The sequence below is a fragment of the Streptomyces sp. DH41 genome (assembly GCF_029813785.1).
Lineage (GTDB): Bacteria > Actinomycetota > Actinomycetes > Streptomycetales > Streptomycetaceae > Streptomyces.
Window position 1 is genome coordinate 304237 of the sequence record NZ_JARVKY010000004.1, and the last position, 19505, is coordinate 323741.

General features: G+C 73.5%; 12 protein-coding genes. 5 read left to right on the plus strand and 7 right to left on the minus strand.

Features of this window, described 5'->3' with window-relative positions; translation table 11 throughout:
- Positions 1–302: 302 nt before the first annotated feature.
- Positions 303–2456, minus strand: a complete 2154-nt coding sequence (locus QC283_RS09910) for an MMPL family transporter (protein WP_279561025.1) — start codon at positions 2454–2456, stop codon at positions 303–305.
- Positions 2457–2960: 504 nt separating this feature from the next.
- Between QC283_RS09910 and QC283_RS09915 the strand changes: the two genes are divergently transcribed.
- From QC283_RS09915 to QC283_RS09925, 3 genes are all read left to right on the plus strand, one after another.
- Positions 2961–4004, plus strand: coding sequence for an SDR family oxidoreductase (locus QC283_RS09915; protein ID WP_279561026.1), 1044 nt, complete (start codon positions 2961–2963; stop codon positions 4002–4004).
- A 62-nt stretch (positions 4005–4066) separates the two neighbouring features.
- Positions 4067–11635, plus strand: a complete 7569-nt coding sequence (locus QC283_RS09920) for a type I polyketide synthase (protein WP_279561027.1) — start codon at positions 4067–4069, stop codon at positions 11633–11635.
- Between the two features lie 183 nt (positions 11636–11818).
- A complete protein-coding gene (locus QC283_RS09925; RefSeq protein WP_279561028.1) occupies positions 11819–12601 on the plus strand; it encodes a thioesterase II family protein in 783 nt (260 codons plus the stop codon).
- 68 nt (positions 12602–12669) lie between these two features.
- On the opposite strand, the gene QC283_RS09930 is transcribed toward QC283_RS09925, so the two are convergent.
- From QC283_RS09930 to QC283_RS09940, 3 genes are all read right to left on the minus strand, one after another.
- Complete coding sequence (locus QC283_RS09930) at positions 12670–13611, minus strand: acyl-ACP desaturase (RefSeq protein WP_279561029.1); 942 nt, start codon at positions 13609–13611, stop codon at positions 12670–12672.
- Between the two features lie 134 nt (positions 13612–13745).
- A complete protein-coding gene (locus QC283_RS09935) occupies positions 13746–14267 on the minus strand; it encodes a hypothetical protein (protein ID WP_279561030.1) in 522 nt (173 codons plus the stop codon).
- Positions 14264–14647, minus strand: a complete 384-nt coding sequence (locus tag QC283_RS09940) for an undecaprenyl diphosphate synthase family protein (protein WP_336620637.1) — start codon at positions 14645–14647, stop codon at positions 14264–14266. The genes QC283_RS09935 and QC283_RS09940 overlap by 4 nt, the downstream gene beginning before the upstream one ends.
- A 580-nt stretch (positions 14648–15227) precedes the next feature.
- On the opposite strand from QC283_RS09940, the gene QC283_RS09945 reads away from it, so the two are divergent.
- Both QC283_RS09945 and QC283_RS09950 read left to right on the plus strand, forming a co-directional pair.
- Positions 15228–16328 carry a DUF475 domain-containing protein gene (locus tag QC283_RS09945; RefSeq protein WP_279561032.1) on the plus strand — a complete coding sequence of 367 codons (1101 nt, stop codon included), beginning with the start codon at positions 15228–15230 and terminating at the stop codon, positions 16326–16328.
- Positions 16329–16456: 128 nt separating this feature from the next.
- Entirely contained in the window at positions 16457–16879 is a 423-nt protein-coding gene (locus QC283_RS09950; RefSeq protein ID WP_279561033.1) for a DUF350 domain-containing protein, read from the plus strand.
- Between the two features lie 32 nt (positions 16880–16911).
- On the opposite strand, the gene QC283_RS09955 is transcribed toward QC283_RS09950, so the two are convergent.
- Genes QC283_RS09955 through QC283_RS09965 form a run of 3 tightly spaced genes read right to left on the minus strand, consistent with a single transcriptional unit; the run spans position 16912 to position 19454 of the window.
- Positions 16912–18072: an oxygenase MpaB family protein gene (locus QC283_RS09955; RefSeq protein ID WP_279561155.1), complete on the minus strand. Its 1161-nt coding sequence runs from the start codon at positions 18070–18072 to the stop codon at positions 16912–16914.
- Positions 18073–18118: 46 nt separating this feature from the next.
- A complete protein-coding gene (locus tag QC283_RS09960; protein ID WP_279561034.1) occupies positions 18119–19177 on the minus strand; it encodes a polyprenyl synthetase family protein in 1059 nt (352 codons plus the stop codon).
- The gene (locus QC283_RS09965; protein ID WP_279561035.1) at positions 19170–19454 is read right to left on the minus strand and encodes a polyprenyl synthetase; all 285 of its coding nucleotides are present in this window, start codon (positions 19452–19454) and stop codon (positions 19170–19172) included. Before QC283_RS09965 ends, QC283_RS09960 begins: the two co-directional genes overlap by 8 nt.
- Positions 19455–19505 lie beyond the last annotated feature (51 nt).

A 19505-nucleotide genomic window follows, 5' to 3' on the forward strand; every position in this document is an offset into this window, starting at 1 on the left:
GCGGCCGGGACCGAGACGTGGCCGAGGCTCCGGCGAACCCCGGACGCGAGCGCCTCGGCACCGAGGTGATCGCCCTGCCGGACGGTCTCCAGCCGTGCTGGAACACGGACGGCACCGGCTACGTGCTCGAACTCGCCGCGCGGCGAACCGGGACACCGGGGGGAATCGAACGGGGTGCGGCCCAGCGTCCTGGTCAGCCACCGGCGGGTACCGCGCCGCAGTGGACCAACGCCGTCCGGGCCGGGTCGGTGGGTGAGGTACGGCGTCGGGTGCCGGGTGGAGGGCGTCCGATGCCGTACGTGTCACACCCGGGGCCGGTCGGCTGTGGGGGCGGCACCCGCCTGTGCGGGAAGACGCACCTTGGCGTCGCGGGCGGGGAGCACGCGTCCGAGCCCGCCGGGCAGCCACCAGTTGGCGCACCCCATGAGCCGCATCAGGGCGGGCGCCAGCACCATGCGGACGACGGTGGCGTCCAGCACCACGGCGGCCATCACCACGAAGCCGATCTGACGCAGGTCCTGGCGGTGGGTGCCGAGAAGACCGGTGAGGCTCACCACGAGCACGCCCGCGGCCAGGCTGATGGGCAGCGCGGTGCGGCGCAGGCCGTGCAGGACGGCCGCGGCGTTGTCGCCGTGGGCCCGGTAGTGCTCGGCGATGCGGTGGACGAGGAAGACCTCGTAGTCCATGGACAGACCGAACACCAGGGTGAGCGCGATCAGCGGGAGCAGCGGGTTGACGGCGGGGTGGCCGAGGGCGGGCGCGGCCAAGGCGAGCATCCCGAAGGCGGCGGCGACGCAGAGCAGGTTCATCGCGATCGCCTTGAGCGGCACGACGACGGACCGGAAGACCAGGAAGGTCAGCACGAAGGTGCCGCAGCAGATCACCACCAGCACCAGCCCCACCTGGTCGTCGACCTCGGCCGTCAGGTCGTGGACGGTCGCGGCCGGACCCGCGATCAGCACGGGCTGCCCGGCGGGCAGCAGGCGGGGCACCAGGTCGTCCCGCAGCTCTCGCTGCAGGGCCGCCGCGTCGGCGGTGTCCGGGGCCTGGCGCTCGCCGATCAGCACCAGTGTCAGATCGCGGCCGTTGTCGAGCGCAGTGGTGAGGAACACCCGCGGATCCCCACGCAGTTCGGCGGTCAGGGGCTGCGTGTCGACCGATCCGACGTTCCCCGGGCGGGGCAGCGCGACCAGCGTCAGGCTCGCGATTCGGTCGTCCTCCATCCGGGCCAGCCCCTCGCCGAGCGTGGTGCCCGACAGGACCGCCCGGTCGAAGTGCAGCGCCGTGCGCAGCCCGAGCACCGGGGCCGCGGCCAGCAGCAGGAGTAGCACCGCGGCCGTCGCGTAGCGGCCCGGGTGGCGCAGCAGGTGGCCGGTCCAGCGTTCCCAAGCGGTGGGACCAGCCTTCGGACGGCGCCGTCCCGGCCGTGCCCAGGGCATCGGGCCCCATTCCAGGACTCGGTCGCAGGAGGCGAGCAGCGCCGGCATCAAGGTGAGCGAGGCGAGGGTGGCGGTCGAGGCGGCCAGCACCGCGGCGAACGCCAGGGCCCGCATGTAGGCGATGTCGGTCAGCAGCAGGCCGACGGCGGTCGTGACGACGGCCGTGCCCGCCAGGACGACCGTGGCCCCGGCGGTGACGGTGGCCTGCTCGGCTGCCCGTTCCGGGGGCAGGCCGGTGGCGCGGCGCCGACGGTGACGCAGCGTCATCAGCAGGGCGTAGTCCAGGCCCACGCCGAGGCCGACGGTGGCGACCACGGTCACCGCGGTGGCGTCCACCCCGTGGGGCGGCCCGGTCAGCGTCAGGACGCCGAGGCTGAGCACGATCGCGGTGCCGGCGAGCAGCAGGACCAGCGCGGCGGCCCCCACGGAGCCGAGCCCCACCGCCAGCAGCAGGGCCGCCGCGGGCACGGCGTACGCCTCGGCGGAACGCAGGTCCTCGGTGGTGGCACGGGCCAGTTCGGACAGGACCGGGTCCAGGCCGACCAGCGCGACGGACACCGCGCCGTCCGAGTGGTCGCGGGCGGCCTCCTCGGCCCGTGCGTCCAGTTCCGGCAGCACACGGCGGGCGCTGTCCGTCGCACCGGTCACGCCGAGCATCACGTAGGCGTGGCGAGGGTGCTGGTCCTCGGTGCGGGGAACCGGCAGGGCGGCCCCCACCCTCGCGTGTTCCGACACCGCGGAGGTGACGGCCCGGGTGGTGCGCCGGTACGCCGGGGCGTCGGCGGGCAGCGTGCGGGACGTGAAGGCCAGCATCACCTGCCGACCGCCGATGTCCGGGAACCGCTCGGCGATCAGCTCGGACGCTGCGGCCGAGGCGGACCGGTCGACCGTGATGTCCGGTGGCTGCAGCATCCGGGACAGGGAGGGGAGCACGGCGAGACTCGCGACGACCAGCACCAGCCACCCGGCCATCACGGCGTACCGGTAGCGCACCACGAGGGCTCCGATTCGGCGCACCCGCGCCTCCTTTCCGCGTCGCTGTCGAGGGTCACTGGCTACCACAGGCGAACCGGGACGTTCGGGGCGCCCGGACCCTTCGCCCGGTGGCGGCAGGGGCTACGGGCCAGGGGGGAACAGGCCCATGGGGTACGCCGGGGCACTCCGCGGGGACGACTCGAAGGGGTGATGCGGCACAGCGCGCGCGTTGACGAAGGACCCGACGCGTGGGAGTGGGTCCGGGGGCGTGGGTGGCGAGCCGCGGGCACCTGCGGGCCCGTCGGCCCAGTGGCCTTTCGGGGATGTGCCGTTGGCGGCGGGGACTCCGGTGGGACCGGCGACGAGGGATCACCCCGGAGGGTGAACACCTGCGACCGGCGTCACGGTGTGCACCAGCTCGGATACTGTCCGACGCGTGATTCGTGCGATGTCCTTGGCGGCACCCCGTTCGCGTCCGGCCCGGGGCCCGACGGCCTGGGCGGTCCCCGTCTCCGGCCGGACGGGTGCCGGAACGCGGGAGCGTGTGTGCTGACCGCCGTCACCGGTGCCACCGGGCTCCTCGGCCTGCACCTGGTGCGTGAAGCGCTGGCGCGTGGCAGGCGGCTGCTGCTGCTCGCGCGTCGGCATCCGCTGCCGGCCGCCGTGCGCGTGGAACGGTTTCTGCGGGCGTGCGGCGCGGGCGCGGAAGAACTGCGGATGGCGCGTACGCGCGTGGAGACGCTGGAAATCGTGCTGGAGGACGGTCTTCTCGGGCTGGGACGCGAGGGCTTCCTGCGGCTGGCGGACCGGATCGACGTCCTGTGGCACTGCGCCGGTGACATCTCCTTCGCCGCGGACCTGCCACGGGCGCGGCGTACGAACGTCGACGGGACACGGCACGTACTGCGCCTCCTGACGGCCGGCGAGCGGGCTCCCCTGCTGTGCCACGTCAGCACGGTCGCCGTGGCTGGGGCCCGGCCCGACGGAGTCGTCGAGGAGAAGCAGCTGGACGCCTCGTTCGGCTTCAACACCCCGTATGAGCAGTCGAAGTTCGAGGGCGAGCAACTCGTGCACCGCTGGGTGTCCGAGCACGGCGGCCGGGCAGTCGTCTTCCGCCCGAGCTGCCTGGCCACCCTGCGTCCCGCGCACCCCGACCGTCCCAGCCATCCTCTTCAGGTGCTGGCGGAGCGGGTGGGCGCCGTGCTCCGTCGGCATCCCGGGCCGGTGACGCTGCCGGTGCCCGAGGACGCCAGTACCAACGTCCTGCCGGTCGAGCACGCCGCGTACGTGATGACGGAGGTCGCCGGACGGCAGTGCGGGGACCGGCCGCGCGTCTGCCACGTCGTCAACCCGCGCGACCTGCCCGTGACCGAGGTGATCGCGGCCCTCGGTGACCACTTCGGCGTCCCCGTGAACACCGACTGGCGTTCCGCGCCGGGCTCGATCGACGTGCGGCTCGCGCTGCCCGCGTACGCGTGCTGGCTGTCGTTCTCCCGCACCTACGAGGACCGCGGTCTGGCCCGGCTCGGCCTCGCCTGCCCCGGCCGGCCCGTCGTCGACCGGAACTACGTCGCGGCAGCCCTGCGCTGACCGTGCCCGCGACCGGAAACGGCCGGCCCCCACTCCTGCCCAACGACCTCAAGGAGACCGATTTGCCCACGTCCCCCGTCCCCGACCCCGTCCGCGCTCCCGGGCACGACACGCCGATCGCCCTCGTCGGCGCCGCCTGCCGCCTTCCCGGGGGCATCACCTCCCTGGACGGCCTGTGGACGGCCCTGAGCGAGGGCCGGGACCTGGTCACCGAGGTCCCCGCGGACCGCTTCGACACGTCCCGGTTCCTCGACCGGGACCCCCGCCGCCCCGGCAAGACGTACACCGTCGCGGGCGGGTTCCTCCCGGACTACGACCGGTTCGACGCCTCCTACTTCGGCATCTCGCCGCGCGAGGCCGCCCACATGGACCCGCAGCAACGGCTGCTGCTGGAGATGGCGGTCGAGGCGCTGGACGACGCCGGGCTGGACGCCGACCGGCTCGCGGGGACGGACACCGCCGCCTTCGTCGGCTGCGCCGGGTCGTCGGCGCTGGCCCTGATGGGTACCGTCCCGGACGGAACCGGCCCCTACACCATGACCGGCGGAGCCAACTCCATCGTCTCCAACCGGTTGTCGCACGTCTTCGACCTGCGGGGCCCGAGCATGACGGTCGACACCGCCTGTTCGTCGGCCCTGACGGCGGTGCACCAGGCGTGCGAGACGCTGCGCACCGGCCGCAGCCGCACGGCCTTCGCGGGTGGCATCGGTCTGCTGCTCGATCCCCACCCCTACGTCGGGTTCTCCAAGGCGTCGATGCTGTCCCCGACCGGCCGGTGCCGGACCTTCTCCGCCGACGCCGACGGCTTCGTACGGGCGGAGGGCGGGGCACTGGTCGTCCTCAAGCCGCTCGCCGACGCGCTCGCCGACGGCGACCGGGTGCACGCGGTGATCCGGGCCTCCGGTGTCAACAGCGACGGGCACACCCAGGGGATGGCCCTGCCCAGCAGCGAGGCGCAGGAGGAACTGCTGCGCACGCTCTACCGCGACGCCGGGGTGTCCCCGGACGAACTGGTGTACTTCGAGGCGCACGGCACCGGAACGCGGGCCGGGGACCGCGCCGAGTGCCGGGCGGTCGGACGGGCCCTCGCCACGGCCCGCACCAGGGGGCCGCTGCCCATCGGCTCGGTCAAGAGCAACCTGGGGCACCTGGAGGCGGCGTCGGGCATGCCGGGGCTGCTCAAGGCGTGCCTGGTGCTGCGCCACGGGCACATCCCCGCCAGCTTGCACGCCGAACCGCTCGCCACCGATATCGACTTCGCCGGGCTCGGGCTGGAACCGGCCGTGACCGCCAGGCCGGTGCCGCCCTGTGAGGGCCGGGGGGCGGTCGGGGTCAGCTCCGCCGGGTTCGGCGGCGCGAACGCGCACGTCCTGCTCGGAGCGGCACCCGCTCCCGCCCCCACGCGGGCGGAGGCCGCCCGGCCGCGGGGCGGGGCGCTGCCCGTGCTGGTCTCGGCCCGTACCGAGGAAGCCCTGACGTCCGCCCTGCACGGGACGGCCGACCACCTGGAGACCGTCGGGCCCGACGCGTTCTACGACACCGCCTGGACCGCCTGCCGCCGACGGCACGCGCACCCGCACCGCGCGGTGGTACTGGCCCGCACACCGGAAGAGGCCACCGACCGGCTGCGGGACCGGGCCGCCTCCCCGGCCGTACCGCCGCCGCCCGTCACCGGGCAACCCGGAAGCGCGAAGGTGGTGTTCGCGTTCTCCGGGAACGGGTCGCAGTGGCACGGGATGGGCGCCGACCTGATGGCCGCGGTGCCCGCCTTCCGCGCCGCCGTCACGGAGGCGGACGCCGCGCTGACCCCGCTGCTCGGCTGGTCGGTGGCCCGCGAACTGGCCGCGCCGGGCGGGAACTCGCGCATGGAGCGCACGGAGGTCGCCCAGCCCGCGCTGTTCGCCCTGCAATGGGGGCTCGTGGCCGCGCTGGCCGAACAGGGGGTGTGCCCCGACGTGGTCCTCGGGCACAGCGTCGGCGAGATCGCCGCCGCCTGCGCCGCGGGAGCGCTGGACCTGCCCGCCGCCGCGCGGGTGGTGGCCGAGCGCAGCCGGTTGCAGGCCACCACCGCCGGCAGCGGCCGCATGGCGGCGGTGGGGTTGCCCGAGGGGGAGGCCCGCGCGCTGCTGCTGCCGTACCGCGGGAAGCTGGAGATCGCCGCCGTCAACAGCGTCCGCGACGTGACCGTCAGCGGTGACGAGACGGCCCTGAAGGAGCTGGGGCAGCACCTCGCGGAGCGGGACGTGTTCTTCCGGCCGCTGGACCTCGACTACGCCTTCCACAGCCGGCACATGGACCCGCTCGCCGAGCCCATGAAGGCGGCACTGGCCGATCTGTGCCCCGGAGCGCTGCGGCTGCCGTTCGCCTCGACCGTCACCGGCCGGCTCCGGCACGCCGAGGAGGGCACCGGTCTGGACGCCGGGTACTGGTGGCGGAACCTGCGGCGGCCCGTACTGTTCGCCGACGCGGTCGCCGCCGTGCTGGAGGAGGGCTGCGGGGCGCTCGTCGAGGTCGGCCCGCACCCGGTGCTGACGGCGTACCTGCGCCGCGCCGCCGAGTCGGCGGGCGTCCCGGCCGCGGTCCTGCCCACCCTGCGTCGCCACGGCCGGGGCGCGGACGCCTTGGAGGAGACGGTCGGAGGTGTCCTGGCCGCCGGAGCCGGGGACTGGTCGGCGTTCTTCCCCGTACCCGGGAAGGTCACCGACCTGCCGCCGTACGCCTGGCAACGTGAGACGCACCCGTTGCCGCCCGCCACGTCGTGGACCCGCACCTGCGGGAGCGGCGTCCTGGACCACCCGCTGCTCGGCGAACGGGCCGCGGCCCTGGAACCGGGCTGGCACCAGCGTCTCGACCCGGTCCGGCTGCCGTGGCTCGCCGACCACAAGGTGTCCGGCGCGGTGCTGATGCCGGCGGCCGGGTACGTCGAGGCCGTCCTGGCGGCCGGGAGCCGGGTCCTCGACGGCCCCCTGGAGGTCACGGGGCTGACCTTCCAGCCGCTCACCCTGCCCTGGGACGACCCGCACCTGGACATCTGGCTGCACACCTCCGTTTGCGACGAGGACGGCGTGGTGCGCGTGGCGAGCCGGTCCGGTGGCCCCGGGCAGCCGTGGCGGGCACACGCCCGCGGCCGGGTCCGGCGCCTGCTCGGCCGCGCCCCCGGGGGACTCGACGGCGGGCGGCACGGCGACCTGCCCCGGGGCGCCGAGGCGGACGAGGTCTACCGCCGGGCCCGTCGCGGGGGACTGGACTACGGCCCCTCCTTCCGCGTCCTCGAGTACGTCCGCACCGACGGCCGCGAGTCGTCGGCCCGCTACCGGGCCGACCACCTCGACACCGCCGGCTACCTCGCGCACCCGGCGATCCTCGACGGCGCCCTGCAGGCCGGCGCCGTACTGCTGGACGGCGCCGACGAGACGGCCTTCCTGCCCGCTGCCGTCGACACCGTCCGCCTCTGGCGGCCACCGACCGCAACCGGTCACGTCCGGGTGCGCGCGCGGTCCGCCACCGCCGCCGAGGCCGTCTGGGACGTCACCGTCGCCGACGAGGACGGCACGATCTGCGTGGAACTGCTCGGCTGCCGGCTGCGCCGCTTCGACACCGGGGTCCGGCCGGCGGTCAGCGAGTGCGTCACCGAACTGCGTTCCGCTCCGCGTCCCGAGCACGGCGCGGCCTCCGTCCCGCTCCCCAACCCACGAGCCGGGGAGACCGCGACCGCCGCGCCGGTCGACGTGGTCCTGTCCGAGTCCGAGACGCGCCGGGCCCTGGACCTCACGGAGGCGCTCAAACGCGTGACGGCGCACTTCGCGGTCCGCGCCGTCGAGAGGATCCTGCCGGGCGAGGCGTGCCCCACCTGGGCCGGGCTGAGCGCCGCCGGCGTGCTGCCCGAGTACGAGCCCCTGCTCGGCGTCCTGCTGGAGGTGGCCGAGGAGTACGGTCTCGTGGCGGACGCGGACGCATTCCGCACCGGAGGCGCCTGCCGGGTCCTGTCTCCCGGCCGCCCCGAGGAGACGGTACGCGCGCTGGCGGCCGGCCCGCTGCGGCGTGGCCCGGAGCTGACCGCGTACGGCATGTGCGGTCGGCGGCTGCCGGACGTCCTGACGGGGCGCTGTGATCCGTTGGAGCTGCTGTTCTCGGAGTCCGGCCGGTACCTGACCGAGGAGCTGTACACCTCCTCGCTCCAGTCGGAGGCCGCGCACCGCGCCCTGCGGTCCGCGGTGCGCGCCCTGGCCGGGACCTGGCCCGCCCACCGCCCGCTGCGTGTACTGGAGGTAGGTGCCGGCACCGGCGCCACCAGTCGGGTGGTGGCGCCCGACCTGCCGCGCGAACGTACCCGTTACGCCTTCACGGACGTCTCCGAGTCCTTCTTCCCCCGCGCACGGGGGCGGCTCGCCGCCCACGACTTCATCGAGTACCGGACGCTGGACCTCAACCGCGACCCGCGGGAGCAGGACTGGGCCGAGGGGTCCTTCGACGTCGTCATCGCCTCCAACGTCCTGCACGCCACCGAGGACGTGCGCGGCGCCCTGGGCAGGCTGTCGTTCCTCCTCACGGACGATGGCCACCTGCTGCTGCAGGAGATGCACGACACGGCGGCCTGCGCCCTGGTCTTCGGGCTCCTGAAGAGCTTCTGGGGCCGCACCGACCTCGCCGAACGCCCCCGCACCCCGCTGCTGCCGCGTGAGCGCTGGCGGGAACTGCTCAGGGAGACCGGCTTCGGCGACGTCGCACACACCGATGTGGGGGGTGGGCTGGAGCGGGTCGCCTCCGTCATCAGCGCGCGGCGCGTGCCCCGTCCCCGGGCCGTCGTGGTGCCGCCGCCGCTGCCCCGGGCGGGTGAGGAGTCCGCCTGGATCATCGTCGGGGAGCCGGACTGCGGCATCTCGGCCGGGCTGGCCTCGTCACTCGAGTCGGCCGGCGGCACGGTGCTCCGGACCGGGCCGGACGTCGGCCCCGGAGACTGGACGGTCCTGTCGGCCGGCGGCGGCCCGGCCCCGTCCGCCGTCACCGTCGTCCTGGTCACCGACTCGGACGCGCCGCCTCCGGGTGTCGCGGCGCCCACCGCGCGTGAGGTCACCGACCGCTGCGTGCGGTACACGGCGACGCTGCGGAACGCGTCGGCCCTGCTGTCCCGCCTGCCCTCGGACGTCTCCCGCGCGCTGTGGCTGGTGGCGCCGACGGCCGGTGCCACGCCCGCGCCGGAGCCCGCCTCCGTCCCCGCCGCCGCGGCCTGGGGCGCGGCACGCTCCCTTGCCAACGAGCACGCCCGGACCGCCGTACGGCGGCTGGCGGCGGACTACGACGGCGGCGCGGATGCCGTGCGGCGGATCGCGGCCGAACTGCTGGACCCGGGGGACGACGACGAGATCGTCACCACGGGGCACGGCCGGTTCGTGACGCGTGTGACCGACCGCCCTGCCGGGCCCGCGCCGTGTGCCCCGCCCGAGCCGGGCGGCTACGCCCTGCACGTGCGACGGCCGGGCCCGGCCTACGACCTGGTGTGGCGCCCGGCCCCGCCGTCCGCACCGCCCGGCCCCGGCGAGGTGTCCCTCGATGTCCGCGCGGCCGGTCTCAACTACCGCGACGTCCTCCAGGCGCAGGCGGTGCTCCCGCCGCAGCCCGCGGCCGACGGAGGCCACGAACACCCTGTCGGCTACGAGTGCGCCGGGATCGTCACCGCCGTCGGCGACCAGGTGTCCTCGTTCGCCCCCGGCGACCGCGTGTGCGCCCTGTTCCGAGGCGCTCTGCGCTCGCACCTGACCGTCGACGCGCGTGCCGTGTGCCGGGTCCCCGACGGGATGGACCTCACCGCTGCGGCCACGGTCCCGCTGGTCTCCCTCACCGCCCAGTACGGCCTCGGTCACGTCGCCCGGCTGAGCAGGGGGCAGACCGTCCTCGTGCACGCGGCGGCCGGTGGCGTGGGCCTGGCCGCCGTCCAGTACGCACGCCGGGTCGGCGCCCGAGTCTTCGCCACCGCGGGCACGGAGCACAAGAGGAACCTGCTGCGCCTGCTCGGAGTCGACCTCGTCGCCGACTCGCGCACCCTCGACTTCGCCGAGCAGGTACTCGAGGCCACCGGCGGGCGCGGTGTGGACGTGGTCCTGAACTCGCTCAGCGGGGAGGCCGTCACCCGCAGCCTGGAACTGCTGAAGTCCGGCGGCCACTTCGTGGAACTCGGCAAGCGGGACCTCGCCGCCAACGAGCGCCTGCTGCTGGGCCCGTTCCAGCGGGCACTGTCCTTCTGCGCCGTCGACCTCAACGAGATGGTGCTGGAGGACCCGGACCGGGCGGGACAGTACGTCGGTCCGCTCGCCGAGGGCATCGCCGACGGCACGTTCCAGCCGGTGCCGCACTGGGTGCGACCCGCCGCCGAGGCCGCGGAGGCCTTCCGGTTGCTCCAGCACTCGCACCACATCGGCAAGCTCGTCATCGCCTTCGACGAGGCCCCGCCCCTCGCCCCTCGTCCGGCGCGACACTCGCCCGACCCGGAGGGCACCTACCTGGTGACCGGCGGACTCGGCGGATTCGGCGCGGCCACCGCGCGCTGGCTGGCCGAGCGCGGCGCCCGGCACCTCGCCCTGGTCGGGCGCCGGGGCGAACAAACGCCCGGGGCCCCGGAGATGCTGCGGGACCTGCGCGGCCGAGGGGTGCGGGTCACGGCGCACGCCGCCGACGCGACCGACATCGAGGCGATGCGCGCCGTCTTCGACCGCGCCGACCGTGACGGGCATCCGGTGCGCGGTGTCGTGCACGCCGCGATGCACCTGGACGACGCCCCGCTCACCGACCTGGACGACGCGCGCCTGTCGGCGGTGCTCGCCCCGAAGGTCGGCGGGGCGCTGGTCCTCGACGAGCTGACCCGTGGCAAGCGGCTCGACCTGTTCGTCCTGTACTCGTCGGCCGCCGCGCTCATCGGCAATCCACACCAGGCCGCCTACGTCGGTGCCAACGTCGCCTTGGAGTCCCTCGCCCGGGCCCGTCGCCGCCGCGGGGAGACCGCACTGGCCGTACAGTGGGGCGGCATCGACGAGGCCGGTTACGTGGCCCGGCTGGAACTGACCAGGATGCTGGAAGGCAAGGGCATGGGCCTGCTGACGCCGCGTGAGGCGCACTCCCGTCTGGGCCGGCTCCTGGCGGAACCGGCGGAGGTCGTCGCGGTGGGCCGGATGACGTGGGAGGCGCTGCGCTCGTTCTGCCCGGCCGCGGGCTCCCCGCGGCTGAGCCTGGTCCTGGCGCCGGCGCAGGACGTGGCCGGGCACAGTGGCGGCGACCTGCGCGAGCAGTTGGCGTCCCTGCCCCCCGGGGAGGCCCGCGAACTGGCGCTGCGGGCACTGGCCGAACTGGCCGCCACCGTCCTGCAGACGGTACCGGAGCGGGTCCCGATGGAACGGCCGCTGGGCGACCTGGGGATGGACTCCCTGATGGCGGCCGAGCTCGCTGTCCTGGTGCAGCGCCACTTCGACTGCCAGATCCCCACCATCGAGGCGATCGCCAATCCGACCCTGACGGCGCTGGCCGACCTGGTCCTCAGGCAGCAGTCCGCGCGGAGCGTCACCGGGTCCCTGCCGGCCCAGCAGACGAGCCCCGGGCAAACGGGTTCCCGACAGGTGGCGGCCCCGGCCGCACGACCGTGACCGAGGCCCGGCGCCCGCACCGCCGCGGGCGGCGGCCGCGGGCGGCGGGCCGTCGCCCGTCGAACCGCGTCCGTCTACGGGCTTTCCCCTTCAGGCCGTCCGTCGACCGTCGACAGGCCTTCATCCGTGAACCGGCCTTCGCGCCGGGGGCCTGCCCCACCCACCGCACTCGAGGACTGTCCGGTGACCTCACACGGCGGCATCCGCCCCACCACGCCCCCCTCTCCCTGGACCGCCGCTGCCGTACCCCGACCACGCGCCGAGGTACGCCTGTACTGCCTGCCCTTCCTGGGCGGGCCCGCCTCCTTCTTCCTGCCGCTGGTGCCCGAGCTGCCCGACTGGGTGGAGCCGTACCCCGTCGAGTTGCCCGGTCACGGACGGCGCCTGCGCGAACCCGCGGTGCGCGACGTGCCGGAGCTGGCCCGCAGGCTGGCGGACGAGGTCGACCGGGAGGCGGCCGGCCGCCCCTTCGCGTTCTTCGGTCACTGCGGCGGAGGGCTGCTCGCCTTCGAGGCGACCCGTCACCTCAGACGCCGGGGTCTGGCCCAGCCGGCGCTGCTCGGGGTCTCCGCCACTCCGCCACCGCACGGGTGGCACCTGCTGGTCGCCGAACTGAGGACGCGTCCGCTCCACAGCCTGATGCCCTTGTTCCGGGAACTGGCCGCGCAGCAGGCCTTGCACGTGTCCAGCGCGAACGCGGTCCTCAAACGAGAGGTGAGCGTGTACCTGCGATACCGGTACCGGGAGGAGGCCCCGCTGGACTGCCCGATCAGCGTGTTCGGCGGACGCGAGGACTCCGTCGTCCCCCAGGACGCCTCCCGTACGTGGTCCGAGCTGAGCCGGGGCCGCGTCCGCCACCGTGTCTATCCCGGGCGGCACTTCTACATCGACGACCGATGGCCGGAGGTCGCTCAGAGCCTCGCACGAGATCTGCGCGGTGCGCTCGAGCCGGTCGGCTTCCCCTGAGCGGACCGGCCGGGCCCCGGGAGCCGCCCTCGCCGAATGCGGGCTCCCGGCACCGCCCAGGGCGCCGGTCACGCGCCGACGACGCCGTCCGGGTCCAGCCGAGCGAAGACCGAGCGGAACCGTGCGGCGTTCCGCTGCACCTGCTCCAGGTGCAGCCCGATGCGTTCGCGCGCCTGGTCACCGACGGCCGTGAGGTCGGTGCGCCCCCACACACCGAGGGTGCGCAGCAAGGGCAGCAGGACGTGCTCACGGTGGATGTCGAGGTTGTAGATTCCGGCGGCGGCGATCCGCAGGGACCGTTCCTGGAACCCGGGCAGGGTCGCTCCGGGCATCCGGAAGTCGCAGATGACGTCGGCCAGCGCGGTGAGCGCGGCGTCCGGGTCGAGGTCGATCGCCGCCCGGTACAGGTCGCGGTAGAAGAGCATGTGCAGGTTCTCGTCGGCCGCGATCCGGGCGGTCAGCTGCTCACCGAGGGGGTCTCCGCAGGCCTTGCCGGTGTTGCGGTGCGCTTCACGGGTGGCCATCTCCTGCACGGTGACGTAGGCCAGGCTGTGCAGTACGCCGGGCCGGCCGCTTTCGAAGCCCCGCGACAGGTGAGCCATGCGCTGCTCCTCCAGATGGACCGGGTCGAGGGCACGGCGGGCGTGCAGGTAGCCGCGCAGGGCGTAGGCGTGCCGGTCCTCCTCCGCGGTCCACCGGTGCACCCAGGTGCCCCAGGCGCCGTCCCGGCCGAAGACGGTGGCGATCTCGTGGTGGTAACTGGGGAGGTTGTCCTCCGTCAGCAGGCTGACGGTGAAGGAGTCCTGGACGGCGGCCGACATCAGGGACTGGCCGGGCCGCCACGGCTCGCCGTCCAGGGGGCCGTCGTAGTCGGTGGCTTCGCTCCACGGGACGTAGGCGTGCGGGGACCAGGGTTTGGCGGCGGCGAGGTGACGGTCGATCAGGCGGGCAACGACCGGTTCCAGAGCCGCGAGGACGCCGACCGTCGTGGGAGCGGGTTCATCAGACACAGGGACCTCACAGTGCGGTTTCCGCCGAGCGGCGGGCCGCGGCCGGACCGGCGGAGGCGGTGGGTGCGTGAGCCGGCCCGGCCACGGGTGCGCGACGGAGGAGCGACACGCACGCCGCTCCGGGAGACGGTGCGCTACCAGCCGGCCTTCACACTGCCGTACGACTGCCGGCAGGTGGCGTTGGTCGCCTCGACGGAGAGTGTCTGCATGGCGTTGCCCCAGACCTTCTTGGCCACGGTCTCCAGGCCCCGGGTCTCCGCGGGGATGGTCGGCGCGTACTTCTTGAACGCTCCGATCGCCGCGGTGGTGAACTTGGTGCACGCCAGGCCGTCGGTGTTCTGGTAGCGGGTGTCCAGGTTCCGGGCCACGGCCGCCCCGTTCGCGGTGGCCCACCCGTTCCACGCCGCGCACGCGGTCTCGGTGAGCGCCTTCTGGTCGGTCTCACCGAGCACGGCCAGCTCGTCGAAGAGGGCGGTCTTCACCTTGTCGGGGACCGTGAACTGCTGGACGGGGAACTTGTCCTGGGCTTCCGTGAGGGCTGCCAGACACGCGGGAGGCAGTTCAACCGCCTGGGCGGGTGTGTGGCCGACCAGCAGCGCGGCGGGGATCAGGGTGGCGGCGACGGCAGCGCGCCGGAATGCACGACGAACGGTCATGACAGGAGCTGCTCCTTGCGAGTGGGTGTTCGGACCGGGCTCGGACAGCACAGCCCACACAGACAAACGGCCGATGCCCCTCGCAGGTCACGGCGGGTCGCCCGGACCGGCGTGTTCCTCCGGCGTACGGGATGACGACTGCGCTGCTCGCCGCCGGCCCGGACGAGCAGATCCACCTCCGGCAGGCCCGGCTGGTGCAGGCGGGCGGCGAGGCGCCGTGAGGTCATGGCGTCGGCGTCCACCGTCACTGCGGCCACCTGGCGGGCCAGTGGGCGGGCAGCCCGGGTGGTCGCGGTGCGCCCGCCGTGGTTGACGCACGTGTTCGGCGTCAGGGCGGTGCGGTTGCGGGTGGCGTGCTCGGTTCGGCGCACTGACTGCACCGGATGCGGTGCGTCCCGTCAGGGATGCCCGACCACCGCAGCCGGACATCGCGCGCTTCCAGACCTCCTCGGCCTCCGTGTCAAGGCCGTCCTGAAGGCTGCGGGGGCACTTGCTCACCGCCCCTGATCACTGGCTGGGGTGGCTCGGCGATGATCCCGCGGCCGCCGTCCGGAAGGGCATCGAAGAGTACTCGCGCGCCCAGGTGGCGGACACGGTGGTCCAGGAGCACCGCGTCCACCACCGTCCTGCCGCAGCCGGGTCCGGACCGCCACGCCCCGACGGGCCCAGCGCGACGAACGGCGCCGCAGGGTCCCGCAGACCACCCGTCCCCACGCCCCCGGACCACACCCCGCACCACTCACTCAGGCACGCCAGAACACACTCACGCGCACTCGGACGCGAGCGGCTCCCCACCTCTCGAGGAAACGGACCGACCCATTCTGGTGACCGCCGGGTGCCGCGCCCGGCCTGCCCGGGCGACGGCGGACGGTCGTGGTAGACAACGTTGAAGATGGGCACTGGCAAGGAAGGAATGCCCCGTCCCGGCGCAGCCCGACCACAGGAGTGAGTGAGTAGCCCGTGCTGTTGAAGACGTTCCGTTGGGCCTTCGCCGTCACCGCCCTGGGCCTGGCCGCCGGGGTCCTGTACGACGGGTGGACCGCCTTCGGTCTCGTGGCCATCCTCGCCGTGCTGGAGATCTCCCTGTCCTTCGACAACGCGGTGATCAACGCCGGGATCCTGAAGAAGATGAGCGCCTTCTGGCAGAAGATCTTCCTGACCGTCGGCATCCTCATCGCCGTCTTCGGTATGCGCCTGGTCTTCCCGGTCGTGATCGTGGCGATCAGCGCCCGGTTGAGCCCGTGGGCCGCGGTCGATCTGGCGCTCACCGACAAGCAGCGCTACCAGGAGCTGGTGACGGACGCCCATCCGTCGATCGCCGCCTTCGGCGGCATGTTCCTCCTGATGATCTTCCTCGACTTCGTCCTCACGGACCGGGACATCAAGTGGCTGGGCCCGCTGGAGCGCCCGCTGGCCAAACTCGGCAGGGTCGACATGCTGTCGGTCTGCGTCGCGCTGATCGCGCTGCTGATCTCCGCGGTCACCGTAGGCGCCCACGCCCACCAGCACGGCGGCACCCATGTCGACAAGGCGGAGACGGTGCTGCTCGCCGGTATCGGCGGCCTGATCACTTACATGGTCGTCGGCGGTCTCTCCGGCTTCTTCGAGGACAAACTCGAACAGGAGGAGGAGCGCGAGCACGCGGCCGAGGCAGAGGCCGAGCGCGCGGGCAGGCCCGGTTCCGTCGTCGCTCTCACCGGCAAGGCCGCGTTCTTCATGTTCCTCTACCTCGAGGTCCTGGACGCCTCCTTCTCCTTCGACGGCGTCATCGGCGCCTTCGCCATCACCAACGACATCGTCCTGATGGCGATCGGCCTGGGCATCGGCGCCATGTACGTCCGGTCGCTCACCGTCTACCTGGTCCGCCAGGGCACCCTGGACGACTACGTCTACCTGGAGCACGGCGCCCACTACGCCATCGGCGCCCTCGCCACCATCCTCCTGGTGACCATCCAGTACCAGATCAACGAGATCATCACCGGCCTCATCGGCGTGGTCCTGATCGGCTCCGCCTTCTGGTCCTCGGTGCGGCACAACCGCGCGCTCGCGGCGTCGTCCTGACGCCGTGTCCGGCCAATCCACCGGATTGCCGGACCGCGGGAGCCGGAGGACCGACCGGGTGCGCTACATTTTGCAGCGCCTTGACCACGATCACTCACGATCTCTCACGCTACGGAGCCGGCAACCCCATGAGCGACATAGTCAACGGACTCGGCCGTGCCACCGCCTACGGCGGTCTGGGCCTGGTTCTCCTGGTTCTCGGCATCGTCCTGGTCGACGTGCTGACGCCCGGAAAGCTCGGCCGGCAGATCTGGGAGCAGCGCAACCGCAACGCGGCCATGGTGCTCAGCTCCGCGCTGCTCGGTATCGGCGGCATCGTCTTCACGTCCATCTGGACGACGTACGAGGACTTCGGCAAGGGGCTGGTGTCGACCGCGGTGTTCGGTCTGCTCGGCCTCGTGATGATGGCCGTGGCCTTCCTGATCGTCGACCTGATCACCCCTGGCCGGCTGGGCGCGACGCTGGTCGAACCGGAGCCCCACCCGGCGGTGTGGGTGACGGCGTCCTGCAACCTGGCCGTCTCCGCGGTCATCTCGGCCTCCATCGCCTGACGCGCCTTCCCGGGCCTCGCCCGCGCCGTGGCTCAGGAGACGGTCGCGGGCGGCGGGGACCAGCGGTGGGCGCGGGAAGCGGCGCCGGAGACGCCGTACTCCTTCCTCAGCTGTTCGGGGATGGCGTAGTGCATGACGCGTCCGCGGGTGAGGGAGGAGAGTTCGAGGGCAGTGGTGAGGTGGCCGAGCCGGTCGAGCGCCCACGCGCCGAGCGGGGAGCGGTCCTCGATCGTCTCCAGGACGCCGAGGAGGTGCGGGGCGGCCTTCACGACGGTGTCCCAGCCGGTGCGGGGCACCTCCAGCCAGTCGGCGCACGTGTCGCCGACGAGGTAGCGGATCAGGGCGGACACGACCGGGTCGAAGAGAGTTCCCGGGACGACTTCCTCGTACAGGTCGATCAACTGCCTCGTCAGGTGGGCCCCCTCCTCGGACGGGCCCATGTGCCGCAGCATGTACAGGTCGAGGAACCGCCGTGCCTCGTCGAGCGTGGTGGGCACGGCCGCCTGGTCGACGCCGAGCATGGCACCGACCACGCGCCAGGCGTAGAAGTAGGCGTCCGCCCCTTCCGCGGACATGTGGACACCGAGACGGTGCAGGCTGTCCAGAACGGTCAGGGAGAAGAACATCTGCCCGCCGATCATGTCCTCCTGACAGATCGGTACGCCGAGGGCGCCGGTGTCCCAGCGGTTCTCCCGCTTCAGGTGGTGACGGATGGCGGCGTGCAGCAGGCGTACCTTCTGGGCGGCCGGGATGAAGCGTCCGCCGGCTTCGAACGCGTCCGGCCGCATGAGGTAGACGGTGAACTGACCGGTCTCCGCCATCCGTTTGGACGGGTAGCTCAGCCCGTGGGTGGCCGACAGCAGCCTGGCCACGTGCGGAACGACGTAGCAGGCGGGCATCGACGCGAACGACAGGGCGGTGGAGATGTGCACGTTGTTGTCGATGAAGAAGAGGCGGGCCTTCTCCATCTCGGCCCAGTCCACCCAGTCCGGAGGGGTGCCGGTCGTCCGCAGGTACTCCCGGGCCACTCCGGGAAGGCCGTCCGGGAGTTCCTGGCCGGTGGTGGAGACGTAGCGCATCAGGGAGTTGAACTTGCCGACCTCGCCCCGCTCGAAGAGGGTGGCGACGACAGCGTCGGCCAGTTCGTCGCCGTCGCGGCGCAGGGCGTCCATCGACGTCTCCGTGTAGGTCATCACGGTCATCACGGTCTCCTCGTCGGTTCGTCGGTTCGTCGGTTCGTCAGTGGATGCGGTCGGTGGCCTGCTGGGCGAGTTCGCGCAGCGCCCGGCGCGCCGGTGCGGGCGTCCCGGCGTCGTCCAGGGCGCGGGTGGCCCGTTCCACGCGGTCGTGGATCATCCGCTCGACCCGTTGCGGCGCCTTCAGTTCGACCATGAGGTCGCGCACCTCGCGCAGGTGGGTTCCGTCCAGGTCGCCGCGGCCCAGCACACCGCGCAGCCGCTGCCGCTGGGAGGCGTCGGCGGCCTGCCAGGTCTCGGCCAGCAGTGCGGTGGGCCGCTGGGCGCGCAGGTCGTCCAGGCCGGCCTTGCCGGTGCGTTCCGGGTCGCCGAAGAGGCCGAGCAGGTCGTCGCGGAGCTGGAACGCCTCGCCGAGCGGCAGGCCGTAGGCGGTGTAGGTGTCGCGCAGCGTGGTGGGGGCACCGGCGAGCAGGCCGCCGATGAGCAGGGGGTGCTCGACGGTGTACTTGGCGGTCTTGTACCGGACGACCTTCAGGGAGGTCGCGGTGTCCGGCCGTCCGCCGGTGTGCAGGATCTCCAGGCACTCGCCGGCGATGAGTTCGCGGGCGAGCGCGGCCCACAGGTCCCGGGCGCGGGCGAGGTAGGCGGCGGGGAGACCGCTGGTGGTGAACAGCTGCCCCGCGAGGGCCATGAGGTGATCGCCCACCAGCATGGCCAGGGACCGGGCCGCCGTACCGGCCTGCCGGCGGCCGTCCCGGGCCAGTACGGCTTCCAGGGCCACGTGGGTGGTGGGCAGGCCGTGACGCAGGGCGCTGTCGTCGATGAGGTCGTCGTGGACGATGGCCGCGGCGTGCACCAGCTCCATGGCGGCCGCCGCCCGTACCAGGGCGTCGCTGTCGGGCTGTCCGGCCGCCCGCCAGCCCCAGTAGCAGAAAGCCGCCCGCAGCCTTTTGCCGTGCCCGGCCGCGTTCCGCAGTTGCCCGGCCACGGGTGCGAGGGCGGTGTCCACGGCCACGAGGTGGCCGGCCTCCTCGTCCAGGAAGTTCCGCAGGACGCCGTCGACCCGTGCTTTGAAGGCGGCCGGGTCCCAGCGGTCAGACATCGACACCGTCGGCCGCACGCCGTGCCCTCACGTGCTGGGCGAGTACCTCCAAGTGGGCGGGGGGCACGTTCGCGCAGCGGTCCAGGGCCAGCCTGCCCCGGGCCTGGAGATCCTGTTCCGCCTCGCGCACCAGGTCGGCGGTGTCCGAGCGGCTCAGGAGCCCGCGCAGCCCGCCCACCGCGGTGCCGATCGTGCTCACCGCCAGATCGGCGAGTCCGGCGGCCAGCAGCACGGCCTGGCCGTCCAGGCCGCCGCCCCGTCGCGTCGAGTGCGTCATGCTTCTCCCCCAGGGTCGGGTCGTCACGGATGCGCCTGGTCAACGGCGCAT